The 14325-nt window shown below is 72.2% G+C and carries 11 protein-coding genes; 8 read left to right on the forward strand and 3 right to left on the reverse strand.

Annotation, left to right across the window (positions count from 1 at the left end):
• Window positions 1-350: 350 nt before the first annotated feature.
• From pseB to O7617_RS02505, 7 genes are all read left to right on the forward strand, one after another.
• Window positions 351-1334, forward strand: a complete 984-nt coding sequence (pseB, locus tag O7617_RS02475) for a UDP-N-acetylglucosamine 4,6-dehydratase (inverting) (protein WP_145784310.1) — start codon at window positions 351-353, stop codon at window positions 1332-1334.
• On the forward strand, window positions 1331-2488 hold the full coding sequence (locus O7617_RS02480; protein ID WP_282261211.1) for an aminotransferase class I/II-fold pyridoxal phosphate-dependent enzyme: 1158 nt from the start codon (window positions 1331-1333) through the stop codon (window positions 2486-2488). Before pseB ends, O7617_RS02480 begins: the two co-directional genes overlap by 4 nt.
• A 10-nt stretch (window positions 2489-2498) precedes the next feature.
• Window positions 2499-3347, forward strand: a complete 849-nt coding sequence (locus O7617_RS02485) for a hypothetical protein (protein WP_282261214.1) — start codon at window positions 2499-2501, stop codon at window positions 3345-3347.
• Window positions 3337-5160: a class I SAM-dependent methyltransferase gene (locus O7617_RS02490; RefSeq protein WP_282261215.1), complete on the forward strand. Its 1824-nt coding sequence runs from the start codon at window positions 3337-3339 to the stop codon at window positions 5158-5160. The genes O7617_RS02485 and O7617_RS02490 overlap by 11 nt, the downstream gene beginning before the upstream one ends.
• On the forward strand, window positions 5157-5924 hold the full coding sequence (locus O7617_RS02495) for a glycosyltransferase family protein (protein WP_282261216.1): 768 nt from the start codon (window positions 5157-5159) through the stop codon (window positions 5922-5924). Before O7617_RS02490 ends, O7617_RS02495 begins: the two co-directional genes overlap by 4 nt.
• Window positions 5921-6982 (forward strand): spore coat protein, encoded by a 1062-nt coding sequence (locus O7617_RS02500; protein ID WP_282264615.1) that lies wholly within the window; start codon window positions 5921-5923, stop codon window positions 6980-6982. The genes O7617_RS02495 and O7617_RS02500 overlap by 4 nt, the downstream gene beginning before the upstream one ends.
• A 188-nt stretch (window positions 6983-7170) precedes the next feature.
• Window positions 7171-7806, forward strand: a complete 636-nt coding sequence (locus O7617_RS02505) for an alpha-ketoglutarate-dependent dioxygenase AlkB (protein WP_282261217.1) — start codon at window positions 7171-7173, stop codon at window positions 7804-7806.
• 25 nt (window positions 7807-7831) lie between these two features.
• Here the strand turns inward: O7617_RS02505 and O7617_RS02510 are convergent, their stop codons facing one another.
• The 3 genes from O7617_RS02510 to O7617_RS02520 form a co-directional block, all read right to left on the reverse strand.
• Window positions 7832-8350: a TrmH family RNA methyltransferase gene (locus O7617_RS02510; RefSeq protein WP_282261218.1), complete on the reverse strand. Its 519-nt coding sequence runs from the start codon at window positions 8348-8350 to the stop codon at window positions 7832-7834.
• Window positions 8351-8605: 255 nt separating this feature from the next.
• Window positions 8606-11089 carry a DNA topoisomerase IV subunit A gene (locus O7617_RS02515; RefSeq protein ID WP_282261219.1) on the reverse strand — a complete coding sequence of 828 codons (2484 nt, stop codon included), beginning with the start codon at window positions 11087-11089 and terminating at the stop codon, window positions 8606-8608.
• 32 nt (window positions 11090-11121) lie between these two features.
• Entirely contained in the window at window positions 11122-13179 is a 2058-nt protein-coding gene (locus O7617_RS02520; protein WP_282261220.1) for a DNA topoisomerase IV subunit B, read from the reverse strand.
• 252 nt (window positions 13180-13431) lie between these two features.
• Between O7617_RS02520 and O7617_RS02525 the strand changes: the two genes are divergently transcribed.
• Window positions 13432-14160, forward strand: a complete 729-nt coding sequence (locus tag O7617_RS02525; protein WP_282261221.1) for a hypothetical protein — start codon at window positions 13432-13434, stop codon at window positions 14158-14160.
• Window positions 14161-14325: the final 165 nt, after the last annotated feature.

A 14325-nucleotide genomic window follows, 5' to 3' on the forward strand; every position in this document is an offset into this window, starting at 1 on the left:
TTGCCAGCCGGATCGGGCCCGCGCGGACTCCGCGGGCAGGTCGGCCCGCGTCGGTGACGCTCGGGATGAACCACCCGCACCGGGCGGTTCGGGTGTCGGATGAACGCGGGAGGTGGCCGCGAGAAGGGCCGCCGAGTCTCCCGCGCGGCCACTGTAACGGCCTCGACCGGACTGGTCAGGCCGGTTGCGGGCTACGGGGAAGTGTTCGCCCGCACGGTGCCCGGCATTCACGGGGGTAGGGGTCGCGGTTAACCGGCGAGCGCCGAGGAGTTAACCCGCCGTCGTTAGCGTCGCACCCCGGTCGGCCGGCCGAGGGCCGCTCGTTCATCCACGAACACGGGAGCACCAAATTGAGTGAGTTGAATGGATCGTCCATTCTGATCACCGGGGGAACGGGTTCCTTCGGCAGGACCTTCCTCCAGCACATCCTCACCGAGGCCGACCCCGCCCGCGTGGTGGTGTTCTCCCGCGACGAACTCAAGCAGTACGAGCTGCGTCAGCAACTGGGCGACGACCCGCGGCTGCGCTGGTTCATCGGCGACATCCGCGACCGGCACCGCCTCACCCGGGCCATGCACGGCGTCGACCACGTGGTGCACGCCGCCGCCCTGAAGCAGGTGGACACCGCGGAGTACAACCCCTCCGAGTACATCGCCACCAACATCACCGGCTCGCAGCACGTCGTCGACGCGGCGATCGAGGCCGGTGTCCGCAAGGTCATCGCGCTCTCCACCGACAAGGCGTCCAGCCCGATCAACCTGTACGGCGCGACGAAGCTGGTCGGCGACAAGCTGTTCGTCTCGGCCAACCACTACGCCGCCCAGCACCCCACCCGGTTCGCCGTGGTGCGCTACGGCAACGTGGTGGGCAGCCGCGGCTCGGTCGTCCCGCTGTTCCGCCGGCTCGCCGCCGAGGGCAAGAGTCTGCCGATCACCGACAAGCGGATGACCCGCTTCTGGATCACGCTGGACCAGGCCGTCCAGTTCGTCATGGACTCGTTCGACCAGATGCAGGGCGGCGAGCTGTTCGTGCCGCGTATCCCGAGCATGCGCATCCTCGACCTGGTCGAGGCCGTGGCACCGGACGCCACCACCCACGAGGTCGGCATCCGTCCGGGCGAGAAGCTGCACGAGGAGATGATCGCTCCCGACGACAGCCGGCGGACGCTGCGCGCCGACGGCCGGTTCATCGTCCAGCCGACCATCGCCACCTGGGGTTACCAGCCGCCGGTCGACTGCGACCCGGTTCCGGACGGCTTCGCCTACCAGTCGGACACCAACGACGAGTGGCTCACCGTCGAGCAACTGCGCGACATGCTCGGCATCACCGCATGACGGGGATGCTCCCGTACGGCCGACAGTCGGTCACCGAGGAGGACATCGCCGCCGTCGCCGACGTGCTGCGCGGCGACTGGCTCACCACCGGACCGCAGGTGGACGCCTTCGAGGCCGACCTCGCCCGGTGGACCGGCGGCGTGGGCGTCACCACCGTCTCCAACGGCACGGCGGCGCTGCACGTCGCGTACGCGGCCGCCGGGGTGGGGCCGGGTGACGAGGTGGTCGTCTCGCCGATGACGTTCGTGGCGACGGCCAGCAGCGCCGCCGCCCTCGGCGCGACGATCGTGTTCGCCGACGTGGAGGACGAGACCTTCTGCCTCGACCCGGCCGCGGCAGCCGACGCGGTCACCTCGCGTACCCGGGTCGTCGCCGCCGTCGACTACGCCGGCCACCCGGCCGACTACGACGCGTTGCGGACGTCCATGCTGGGCTCCGACGCGCTGCTGCTCGGCGACGCGGCGCACTCGATCGGCGGCACGTACCACGGTCGACCGGTGGGCTCCCTCGCCGACCTGACCACGTTCTCGTTCTTCCCCACCAAGAACCTGACCACCGCCGAGGGCGGCGCCGTCGCGGCGCTCGACCCGGAGGTCCTGAAGCGGGCCCGCCGTTTCCGCGGCGTCGGCGTGGTTCGCGACAGTCACGAGCTCCGCCACCCCGACGAGGGCGGCTGGTACTACGAGGTGCCCGAGTTCGGGTTGAACTACCGCCTGCCCGACGTGCTCTGCGCGCTGGGCCGCACCCAACTGCGCCGCCTCGGCGAGTTCAAGGCGCGCCGGGACGCCCTGGTCGCCCGCTACGACGAGGCACTGGCCGAGCTGGACGGTGTGCTGACGCCGCACCGCAAGTCGTGGGCCGACCCGGTCTGGCACCTCTACCCGATCCGGGTGCTCGACGGGCGTCGCCGCGAGGTGTACGACCGGATGCGCGCCGCCGGCATCGGCGTCCAGGTCAACTACGTCCCGGTGCACTGGCACCCGGTCTTCGCCGACCTCGGCTACCGGCGCGGGTCCTGCCCGGTGGCCGAGTCGTTCTACTCGCAGCAGCTGTCGTTGCCGCTCTACCCGGGGCTCAGCGACACCGACCAGGATCGCGTCATCGACGCGCTGACCTCGGCCCTGCGGGCCGGCTCGGTGCGTACCGCCGCCTGATGGGAACCTGATGCACCACGCCAACCACTTCTACGGCCACGCCCACGTGCTGGCCCGCTACGCCGGCCTCGGCGACCGGCACCCGCCGCGGATCAACGGGTACGTGCAGCACGGCTGGAACATCGGCGACGGTCTGGCCCCCGGCCACCCGTACGCCGAGCGCACCCCCAGCCTGCTCTGGTCGGAGCAGACCCGTCGGCGAGCCTGGTCGGTGGGTCGGCGCAACGTGGTCGTCATCGGGGCGCCGTTCACCTACCTGCTGGCCATGCGCCCGGAGGACCCACCGGCGCAGGAGCGGGAGGGCACCATCTGGTACCCGTTCCACGGCTGGGAGGGTCAGCACGTGAAGGGCGACCACCGCGCGCTGATCGCCCTCATCCAGGCCACCGAACCGGGCCCGGTCACGGTCTGCCTCTACTGGCACGAGTACCGGATGCGCGGCGTCCGCCGCCTCTACGAGCGGGCCGGGTTCCGGGTGATCTGCCACGGCTACCGGGGGCACTGGTGGAAGGACACCGACCCGGAGTTCCTGGACCGGCAACTGACCGAGCTGCGTCGGCATCGGCGGGTGGCCTCCAACCGGCTGACCAGCGCCATCTTCTACGGCATCGCGGCGGGTTGCGAACCGGCGGTCTACGGCGACCCGATGATCCTGTCCAACGAGGACCCGACCTTCGGCGGCACCGCCCGCATCCGCCGCCAGTGGCCGGAACTGCACGGCACCGCTGTCGACCTGCCCACCGCGGTCCGGATCGCCCGCGCCGAACTGGGCACCGACCACCGCTGCACGCCGGCCGAGCTGCGCGAGCTGCTCGGTTGGGCGAACCTCCAGGAGGAAGAGGACGACCGTGACGACTGAGACGGCACCCGCCGGCCGCATCACCCTGCCGGGCGGCGAGATGCTGGCCTGGTCCGACCTGCCGCAGAAGCGGTTGGCCGACGGTGGGCCCCTCGCCGCGCTCGCCACCCGGCTCGTGCCTCCCGGCGCCCGGGTCCTGGTGGCCGGGCCGCACGACCCGGCCCTGCTCGACCAGCTCGGTCACGCCGAGGTGACCTGCCTGCTGCGCAGCCACCCGGACGCGGTCGCGCTCGCGAACCGGGCCGCCCACGTGGTGGTGGGTGGCCCGAGCGGGCTGCCCGCCGACGAGACGTACGACGTGGTGATCGCCGCCGCCGGTCTGGACCCGGTGGAGTCGGTGGAGGGCACCCGGCTCGGCTGGGACGCCGTGCTGGCAAGACTCGTCGCCGCCGTACGACCCGGTGGCGCGCTGCTCCTGCGCCTGGACAATCCGCTCGGTCTGCACCGACTCGTCTCCACCACCCCCTGGTACGCCGCCCGGGACGACTCCGCCTGGGTGATCGGCGGGGTGCTGGACCGCGGCCACCCGGCCAACCGCGCCCAGCTCCGCGAACGGCTCACCGAGGCGGGGCTGCGGCCGGACGCGTGCTGGGCCGCGTACCCCGATGCCGGCAGCCCGACCGCCCTGCTCGACGCCGACCACCTCGACCGGGACGCCGGCTCCGGTCTCTTCGACGCCGTGCTGCACGGGGCGTGCGCGGGCGGTTCCACGAGGGACACCGTGCTCCAGGACCCGGCCCGGCTGGCGGTGGATGCGCTGCACGCCGGACGCGCCGCCGACCTCGCGCCGGGCTGGCTGGTGCTCGCCCACCGGCCCGCCGACGGCGGGGAGCGCCCGCCCGCCGCCGACCAGGACCTGCCGGTGGCGCTGATCCAGACCGGGCGTCCCGGCATCGGCGTGTCGGAGGTGCTGCACGGCCCGTCGGGTCGGCGGTGGGGGCTCACCCCGACCACCGGCAGGCAGACGCCGCCCGCCGCGCCGTTCGCCAGCCGCGAGGCCGCGTACCGGGACGCGGACGCGCTGTCCGGGCCGGTGCCGTCCGGCCGGCTGCTGCGTACCCTGCTGCTCGACGCGGCGCTGCGCCGCGACCTGGCGACCCTCCGCACGCTCCTGCACGGGTACGCGGGCTGGCTCGCCGCCCAGGCCGACGGCGACGGCCGGATCGCCGGGGCGGCGGCGCTGGCCGGCACCGACAACGTGGTGGTCGACGGCGACCGGTACGCGGTGCTCGACCCGAGCTGGCGAGCCACCGGCGCGTTGCCGGCCGACGTGGTGCTGGCCCGCGGGCTGTGGCGGTTCGCGGCGGGTCTGCTCACCGGCGGGTACGCCCACCCGTGGTCGTCCACCCTCGACGTCGCGGGTCTGACCGTGGTGCTCGGCGGACTCGCCGGTCACGACCTCGACCGCGCGACGGTCAGCGAGGCGGTGCAGACCGAGGCCGCCATCGCCGCCGCCCTGCACGGGTTGGACCCCGACGGCACCGTCGACCTCGCCGCCGAGATGCAGAGCGTCGCACCGACCGACCCGCCGATCGGGTCGCGCAGCTACCAGCAGCTCCGCGAGGCGTGGCTGCGCCAGCGCGAGGAGATCACCCGACTGGCCGCGCTGACCGCGTGGACCGAGGAACTGCTCACCTCGCGGGAGCGGGCGCTACGCCGCGCCGAGACGACGATCGGCCTGCTCAGCGGCTCGATCAGCTACCGGGTCGGCCGACTCGCCATCACTCCGGCCCGGCTGGCCAAACGCGGCGCCCGTGCCGCCAAGCGGCGGGCCACCGCCGTGCTCGCTCCGAAGCAGGAGGAGCAGCAGTGAGCGGGACGGCTGCGCCGGACCGGGTCGACGCGGCGCCCCGGATCATCGGCATCGTGCAGGCGCGAATGGGGTCGTCCCGACTGCCCGGCAAGGTGCTCCGTCCGCTCGCCGGTCGTTCCGTGCTCGGCCGGGTGGTCCGCGCCGCCTCCGACAGCGGGGTCCTGGCCGACCTGGTGGTCGCGACCAGCACCGACCCGATCGACGACGCCGTGGTGGCCGAGTGCGACCAGCTGGGCGTGGCGTACCACCGGGGTCCGGTCGACGACGTGCTGGACCGGTTCCTGGGTGCGCTCGCCGCGCACCCCGGCGACGCGGTCATGCGCTTCACCGCCGACTGCCCGCTGCTCGACCCGGAGATCATCACCCTGGTCGCGTCGGTGTACCGGGCGGTCCCCGGGCTGGACTACGCCAGCACGTCGATCGCCCGCACCCTGCCCCGCGGGCTGGACGTCGAGATCGTCCGAGCGGAGACGTTGCGTACCGTCGGTCGGCTCGCCACCGACCACCACCGGGTGCACGTGACCTCGTACGCGTACACCCATCCGGAGCTGTTCCGGGTCCTCGGCGTGACGCTCACCCCGGACCGCTCCGCGCTACGGCTGACCCTCGACACCGAGCAGGACTGGGCGCTGGTCAGCGCGATCACCGACCACTTCGGCGACGTCAGCGTGCCGCTGGCCAAGCTCACCGACTGGCTCGACGGGCAGCCCCACCTGCGCGCGCTCAACGCCGACGTACGGCAGAAGCGGTTGGAGGAGTCCTGAGCACCTTGCGGGTCGGGTTACGGTGCGACGCGGGGCCACGACGAGGCGTCGGCCACCTCGTCCGCTGCCTGGCGCTCGCCGAGGAATTCCTCGCCCGAGGCGCCCACGTGGCCGTGTTCGGCACCGTCGAACGGCTCGACTGGGCCACCGCCGAGCTGGCCGCGCGGGGTATCCCCCGGCACCCGGGCCCGGACACGCCGGACGGGCTGGTCGAGGCAGCTCGCCGACACGAGCTGGACGTGATGGTCCTCGACTCCTACGAACTGGACCCGGCCGGGGCAGGCGCCCTGCGCGACGCCGGAGTGTTCACCCTCGCCGTGATCGACGGGGACAGCCGAGGACAGGTCGCCGACCTCTACCTCGACCAGAACTTCGGCGCGCGACTACCGGAGCTGCCCGGACGCCTGCTCGCCGGCAACGACTACGCCCTGCTCCGTGACTCCGTGATCGCCGCCCGACCACCGGTCCCTCCGCCGCCCACGGCGGTCAGCCGCCCCCGGGTGCTGGCCTTCTTCGGCGGGACGGACGCCGTCGGCGCGGCCCCGTTGCTGACCCGGATCCTGGTGGCCACCGGTCATCCGATGGACCTGACGGTCATCGTGGGCCGACCGGAGATCGAGGCGGAGGTGGAGGACGTCGCCCCCGGCCGTGGACAGGTCATCCGACCGGTTCCGCCCACCACCTCGCTTCCGGCCCTGATCACCGAGGCCGACCTGGTGGTCAGCGCCGCCGGCACGTCCACCTGGGAACTGTGCTGCCTCGGCGCACCCGCCGCGCTGGTCTGCGTGGTCGACAACCAACGCGAGTCGTACGCCCGCGTGGTGCGCCACGGCCTCGCCGCCGGTCTCGGGGAGCTGCCGGAGCTGACCGCCACCGGAGTCGCTGGACGGGCCACCCGCGCGACGGCGGCGCGGACCCTGCACGGGCTGCTCAGCTCACCGCAGCGGCGCGCGACCCTCGCCGCGCGGGCCTGGGCGACGATCGACGGGCGGGGCCGGGCACGGGTCGTGGACGCGGTGTTCGAAGCCGTCCGCCCACCCGCCGCCTCCACGCCGTGATCGACGCCGTCCGCCCACCCGCTCCCGCCGCCTCCACGCCGTGATCGACTCCAGGTCGGCGATGTGGGGGTGTCCGGGCAGCGGGATGCCACCACCTCGCCGAGGTGGAGTCAATCATCCCGTCGGGGAGCGGACCGCCGCGACGTCCGACTAGCACGGGTGTACGAAAGTGCTGCTAGGGTGGCCGCATGACGCAGGCCGCCTATCAGCCGTCGATGCTCGACCTGACCGACGCCGGGCCGACAGTGGGCCCGCTGCCCGGCGGGCTCCGCCGACACCAGCTCAGCCGGGGCGCCTGGGTCGACCACCTCCCCGGCTGGGTGCACGGCTCCGACACGGTCCTCGACACCCTGCTGACCGAGGTGCCCTGGCGGGCCGAACGCCGCACCATGTTCGACAACGAGGTCGACGTGCCCCGCCTGCTCTGCTGGTACGACGCCGACCGGCAACTCCCCCACCCCGTGCTCACCGCCGCACGAAGGGCGCTGACCAGGCACTACGCGCCCGAGTTGGGGGAGCCATTCGTCACCGCCGGCATGTGCCTCTACCGCTCCGGGCGCGACAGCGTGGCGTGGCACGGCGACACCATCGGCCGCTCGGCGCACACCGACACCGTCGTTGCGATCGTCTCCTTCGGCGCGCCCCGGCCCCTGCTGCTCCGCCCGCGCGGCGGCGGTGACAGCCTCCGCTTCCCGGTGGGCCACGGTGACCTGATCGTCATGGGCGGCTCCTGCCAACGCACCTGGGAACACGCCATCCCGAAGACCACCCGCCCGGTCGGCCCTCGGGTCAGCGTCCAGTTCCGCCCGATCAACGTCGCCTGAGTGCCCTCTCGTTCGACACGCGCCCTCAGAGCATGCCGGCGAGTTTGTAGAGGACCAGCGAACCGGCGACGGCGACGTTCAGGCTCTGACCATGCCCGATCATCGGAATCTCCACGGCCGCGTCCAACTGGTCGAGGGCCTCGGGTGGGATGCCGCTCGACTCGTGCCCCAGCAGCACCACGGTGCGCCCCCGGGCGGCGGGCAGGTCACCGAGCCGGACGGCCTCGTCGGCCAACTCCACCCCGAGGATCCGGGCGCCACCGGCCCGTTCGGCGGCCAACCACCGCAGCGGACTACCGACCCGGTGGACGCAGCCCGGCCGGCGCAGGGTGTTGCCGCGGGCCAGGGCCTCGTCCACCCACCGGAACGGCGGCACGGCCAGGCAGGCGCCGACCGCGTCGCAGGTACGCAGGAGGGTGCCCAGATTCGCACCGTGCAGCGGCCACAGCGGGGCGGCGATCAGGTGCCCCCAGCAGCGATGTCGACGGGGTCGGCGGGCGGCACGCACCTCGCGCGGCGGCCGGACCCGGATGGCGGCGCTCACGCCGCGTCGGCGACTCCGCCGGACAGAAGAGAGTTCATGTGAGAGGTGCTTGGCGGCGCACCCGGGCCATCATCGACGACAGAGCCCTCATCCTAACGCGCAAACCTCTCGCATGCCCGTGGGTCCAAACGTCAAGATCCGCGCAACGTCAGGGAAAGTGCTGCCTGCCGCACGTCGGAGGCAGCAACTACACCGAAGTTGCGCGGATCTTGAGGCTGCGCGGGGTGGGGGCACGCCGGGGCGTGCGGGGTGGGGTCAGTCGCGCTCGATCAGGTGACCCACCACCGTCGGGCCGAGCATCACGGCGAAGCCGGAGCCGTCGCGGCGAGGGTCCGCCGCCGGCAGCTCCACCGGCTCGCCCGTGCCGGTGGCACCGACCGGGCGCGGGCCGACCCAGGCGACCGCCACGTCCGTCTCACCCTTGAGGAAGCGGTGCGCGCGCACCCCACCGGTCGCCCGCCCCTTGGCCGGGTACGCCTTGAACGGTGTCACCTTGACCGTCGCCCCGGTGGAGGTGACGACCATCGGCTCGCCATGGCCGGGGTCGTCGGTACGCACCGCCCCGAAGAACACCACCCGCGCCCCGGTCGGCAGGTTGATGCCGGCCATCCCGCCGCCCTTGAGGCCCTGCGGACGGACCAGCCCGGCCGAGAAGCGCAGCAGTGCCGCATCCGAGGTGACGAACGTCAGCGTCTCGTCGCCGTCGGTCAGCCAGGTCGCCCCGATCACCTCGTCGCCGTCGCGAAGACCGATGACCTCGAACTCGTCGGAGCGTACCGGCCACTCCGGCGCGCAGATCTTCACCACGCCCAGCCGGGTGCCCAGGGCCAGCCCGGGTGAGCCCTCCGCCTGCCCGCCAAGCGGGGCCAGGCCGACGACGGTCTCCCCCGCCTCCAACGGCACCAACTCGGCCGCGGACATGCCGCCGCGCAGCGACACGGTGCCCGCCTGCTCCGGCAACACCGGCAGCGGCAGGACGTCGACCTTGAAGGCCCGACCCGCGCTGGTCAGCAGCAGAACCCGACCACGGGCGGTGGAGTGCACGATCGCGCGTACCGTGTCGTGCTTGACCCGGCCGTTGCGTCGACGCCCCTCGGCGCTCTCCTCCGACTCCGCCGCCGTCCGGGCGACCAGCCCGGTCGCGGACAGGATGACCTGGCACGGGTCGTCGGCGACCTCCAGCGGACCGGCCGGTGCGGACGCGGCCAGCACCTCCTTCAGGTCGCCGTCGACAAGCGTCGTACGCCGTTCGGTGCCGAACTGCTTGACCACCGCCGCCAGCTCGTCGGAGACCACCTTCCGCAGCACCCGCTCGTCGTCGAGGATCCTGCTCAGCTCGGCGATCTCGGCGCGCAGCCGCTCCTGCTCGGTCTCCAACTCGATCCGGTCGAACTTCGTCAGCCGGCGCAGCGGAGTGTCCAGGATGTAGGTGGCCTGGATGTCGGAGAGACCGAACCGGCTCATCAGCCCGTCCTTCGCGGCCTGCGCGTCGTCGCTGCCCCGGATCAGCCGGACCACCTCGTCGATGTCCAGCAGCGCGATCAGCAGACCGTCGACCAGGTGCAGCCGCTCCTGCCGCTTACGCCGCCGGTACGTCGTGCGCCGGGTGACCACCTCGTACCGGTGGGCCAGGAAGACCTCCAACAGCGCCTTCAACCCGAGGGTGCGCGGCTGCCCGTCGACCAGGACCAGGTTGTTGACGCCGAACGACTGCTCCAAGGGGGTCAGCCGGTAGAGGTCGGCGAGCAGCGCCTGCGGGTTGACGCCGACCTTGCACTCCACCACGAGGCGGGTGCCGCTCTCCCGGTCGGTGAGGTCCTTGACGTCGGCGATGCCGGTCAGCCGCTTGGTCTTCGTGACCTCGTTGGTGATCGCCGCGATGACCTTCTCCGCGCCGACGCCGTAGGGCAGCTCGACCACGGTGATCGCCTGGCGACCCCGGCTGCCCTCGATCGGGCCGATCTCCACCTTGCCGCGCATCCGCACCACGCCGCGCCCGGTCTCGTACGCCCGGCGGACCTCGTCCAGGCCGAGCAGCACGCCACCGGTGGGCAGGTCGGGGCCGGGGACGAACTCCATCAGCTTGTCCAGGGTGGCGTCCGGGTGGTTGATCAGCCAGCGGGCGGCCTGGACGACCTCGGCGAGGTTGTGCGGGATCATGTTGGTGGCCATCCCGACCGCGATCCCGGACGCACCGTTGACCAGCAGGTTGGGGAAGGCCGCCGGCAGCACTGTCGGCTGGGTCAGCGAGCCGTCGTAGTTGGGCTCGACGTCGACGGTGTCCTCGCCCAGCTCACCGACGAGCAGCATGGCCTCGCGGGACATCCGGGCTTCCGTGTATCGGCTGGCAGCCGGGCCGTCGTCTGGAGATCCGAAGTTGCCGTGCCCGTCGATGAGGGGCACGTTGAGCGAGAAGTCCTGTGCGAGGCGGACCATCGCGTCGTAGATCGCGGTGTCGCCGTGCGGATGGTACTTTCCCATCGCATCCCCGACAATTCGGGCAGACTTCACGTGCCCTCGGTCGGGGCGGTAGCCCTGCTCGTACATCGACCAGAGGATGCGCCGGTGCACGGGCTTGAGCCCGTCGCGGGCGTCGGGCAGGGCGCGGGAGTGGATGACCGAGAACGCGTACTCCAGGTAGGAGTCGGAGACCTCGGTGACCAGCGGATTGTCGAAGACCCGCGCGCCGGCCTGGTCGAACGAGGAGAGGTCGACCTTGTTTTCCTTGCGGCGTGCCATGACTCAGCTCTCCCCCAGAACACAACAGGTGATCATGCGTCGATCGCTTCCCGGTCGACCCGGTCGGCGGAGTCGATCAGCCAGTTGCGGCGCGGCTCGACCTTCTCGCCCATCAGGAGTTCGAGGATCCGCTCGGCGGCGTCGACGTCGTCGAGGGTGATCCGGCGGACGGCGCGGGTGGCCGGGTTCATCGTGGTGTCCCACAACTCGTCGGCGTCCATCTCACCGAGACCCTTGAACCGTGGGATGGGCGTGACGATCTGCTTGCCGGCCTTCTCCAGCTTGCGGACCGTCGTCTCCATCTCGACCTGGGTGTAGGTGTAGACGGTCTGCGGGTTGCGCCCCTTGGTGGTGATCTTGTGCAGGGGCGGCATCGCGGCGTAGAGCCGACCGGCCTCGATCAACGGGCGCATGTAGCGGGCGAAGAGCGTGATCAGCAGCGTACGGATGTGGGCGCCGTCCACATCGGCGTCGGCCATGATCAGCACGCGGCCGTAGCGGAGCGCGGAGAGGTCGAACGTGCGCCCCGAGCCGGCCCCGAGGACCTGGACGATGGCCGCGCACTCGGCATTGTCCAACACCTGCTGGAGGTTGGCCTTCTGCACGTTGAGGATCTTGCCCCGGATGGGCAGCAGCGCCTGGTATTCCGACGAGCGCGCCATGCGGCTCGTCCCGAGGGCGCTGTCACCCTCCACGATGAACAACTCGCTGCGGTCGATGCCCGTCGCGCGACAGTCGACGAGCTTCGGCGGCATGGACGCGCCCTCCAGGGCGGTCTTGCGCCGGGCGGCGTCCTTCTGTTGCTTCTGAGTGAGCCGGACCCGGGCCGCGTCGACGATCTTCTGCAGGACGGTGCGCGCCTCGGCCTTGGTGCGCCGGTCCTCCAGCCACGCCTTGACGTGCGCGTCGACCAGACTCTGGATGACCTTGGTGATGCCGGTGGTGGACAGCTCGTCCTTGGTCTGCGAGGTGAACTGCGGCTCCGGGATCCGCACGTGCACCACGGCGGTCATCCCCTCCAGGACGTCGTCCAGGGTGGGCGGCTCCTCCTTGGCCTTTAGCAGGCCGCGGGTGTTGCGGACCGCGTCGGCGAGGGAGCGGACGAGGGCCCGCTCGAAGCCCTTGCGGTGGGTGCCGCCGTGCGCGTTGCGGATGGTGTTGGTGAAGCACTCGACGGTGCGCTCGTAGCCGGTGCCCCAGCGGAACGCCACCTCGACCTCGGCGCGGCGCTGCACGTTGGACTGCATGACGCCGTTGGCGTCGGCGGCGTTCTCCCGGTAGGTGCCCTCGCCGTTGACCAGCAGGGTGCCGGAGACCGGCCGGTCGCCGGCCGGGGCGAGGAACTCCACCATGTCGCTCAGCCCGTTGGGGTAGTGGAACCGCTCCTCGGCGGGCGTCTCGCCGGTCAGGTCGCGCAGCACGTACGTCACGCCGGGCACCAGGAACGCCGTGTTGCGCAGCTTCATCCGGACCGCGTCGACGTCGAGTGCGGCGCCGGTCTCGAAGTAGCGGGCGTCGTGCCACCAGCGGATCGACGTGCCGGTGCGCTGCCCGCGCTTAACCGCGCCGACGACCTGGAGCCCGGGGCCGGCGGTGAAGGGCGCGTCCGGCCCGTCGCCGTCGAAGACCCCTGGCACGCCGTGCCGGAAGGACATCGCGTGGATCTTGCCGGCGCGGCGGACGGTCACGTCGAACCGGCGCGACAGCGCGTTGACCGCCGAGGCGCCCACGCCGTGCAGGCCGCCGGAGGTCTTGTAGCCGGAGCCGCCGAACTTGCCGCCGGCGTGCAGCCGGGTGAGCACCAGCTCGACGCCGGAGATGCCGGACTTGGCGTGCACGTCGGTGGGGATGCCCCGACCGTCGTCGTCGACCTGCACCGAGCCGTCGGCGTGCAGGATCACCTCGACCGTGCTGGCGTGACCGGCGACACCCTCGTCGGTGGAGTTGTCGAGGATCTCGTTGACGAGGTGACCCACGCCACGGCTGTCGGTGGAACCGATGTACATGCCGGGCCGCTTGCGGACGGCGTCCAGCCCCTCGAGGTGGGTGAGGTCATCGGCCCCATACAGGGTGTCAGGCTCTGCGGTCAACTGGTCGTACTCCCCGGTCTCGGCGGTGTGCAGCCGGTCACCGGCGACATCAGCCGGCGTGGCGCGCCGCAGCGAGCCTAGCCCGAGGCTAGGACAAGTGTCGGAGGCCCCGCGCGACCCGCCGCGCGTCGGTGCGCAGACGTGAGCCAGGAAACAGCCTCCGGGTGATCACGGGACCACGCAGAGAGACAGTCGCCGGTACGCTCACGACGATCGCGGCCGATCGAGTGCACGAGTCAGGAGGCGGTCGGGGTGGACGAGACGACACGTGCGGCTCTGCGGCGTTCCCTCGGCACGCGTGCCCGGCGTTGGCTGCTCGCCGGCACAGTGCTCGCCGGTCTGCTGGCCGCCGTGGCGCTGGTCGCGGCGGCGGCTCCCGCCGACCGGACGTTCGCCGCACTGTCGGAGACGGTGCAGAGCCTGATGTCGGTCGTGACGCCGCTCTTCGGCATCCTGCTCGTCCGCGACCTGCGCGGGGCGCGGGCCGACCTCGGCCGCCGAGCGGGGTCGCCGGCCCAGCCCGGCCCGGTCCGGGTCCTGCCCAGTGTGCTCGCGGTGGGGTTGCCGGCCGTCGCCGTCGCCGTCGCCGGAGTGCTGATCTGCGCCGCGACGCTGGCCCTCACCCCGGCCGCCGTCGCCGACGAGCCGTGGCGGCACGCCGGGACGGTGGCGGTGGGCAGCGTGCTGGTGCAGATCGTCGCCGGTTTGGTCGGCACCGGGCTGGGTCTGCTGCTGCGGTCGACTGTGGTCGCGTTCCTCGCCACGATCGTCCTGCCGTTGGGCCTGTTCGCGCTGCTGGGCGGCGTGGAGGCCGCGCAGCCGTGGCTGACCCCGTTCGGCAGCGTGCGCAACCTGCTCTCCGGGGACATGAGCCTGCTGCGGTGGGCGCAGTGGTTGTGCGTACTGCTGCTCTGGGGTGTCGGTCTGAACATCGCCGGAGCGATGGTGCTGAAGCGCCGCGGCGGCCCGGCCGGCGGCTAGCCCGGCGTTTCCACCCGGCTGACACGGGTCCGTCTCGGCGAGGCGGGCCCGCGTTCGCGTGCGTGTCCTTCATCGAACGAATCTGTTACGGGCCATTGACGCCCGTTGCACGGGGGTGATGTGATCTCGCTCTCAGAGAATCTTTCATCTTTCGATGGATGGGGG

Origin of the sequence: Micromonospora sp. WMMD1155, assembly GCF_029581275.1 — a bacterium.
Taxonomy (GTDB): domain Bacteria; phylum Actinomycetota; class Actinomycetes; order Mycobacteriales; family Micromonosporaceae; genus Micromonospora.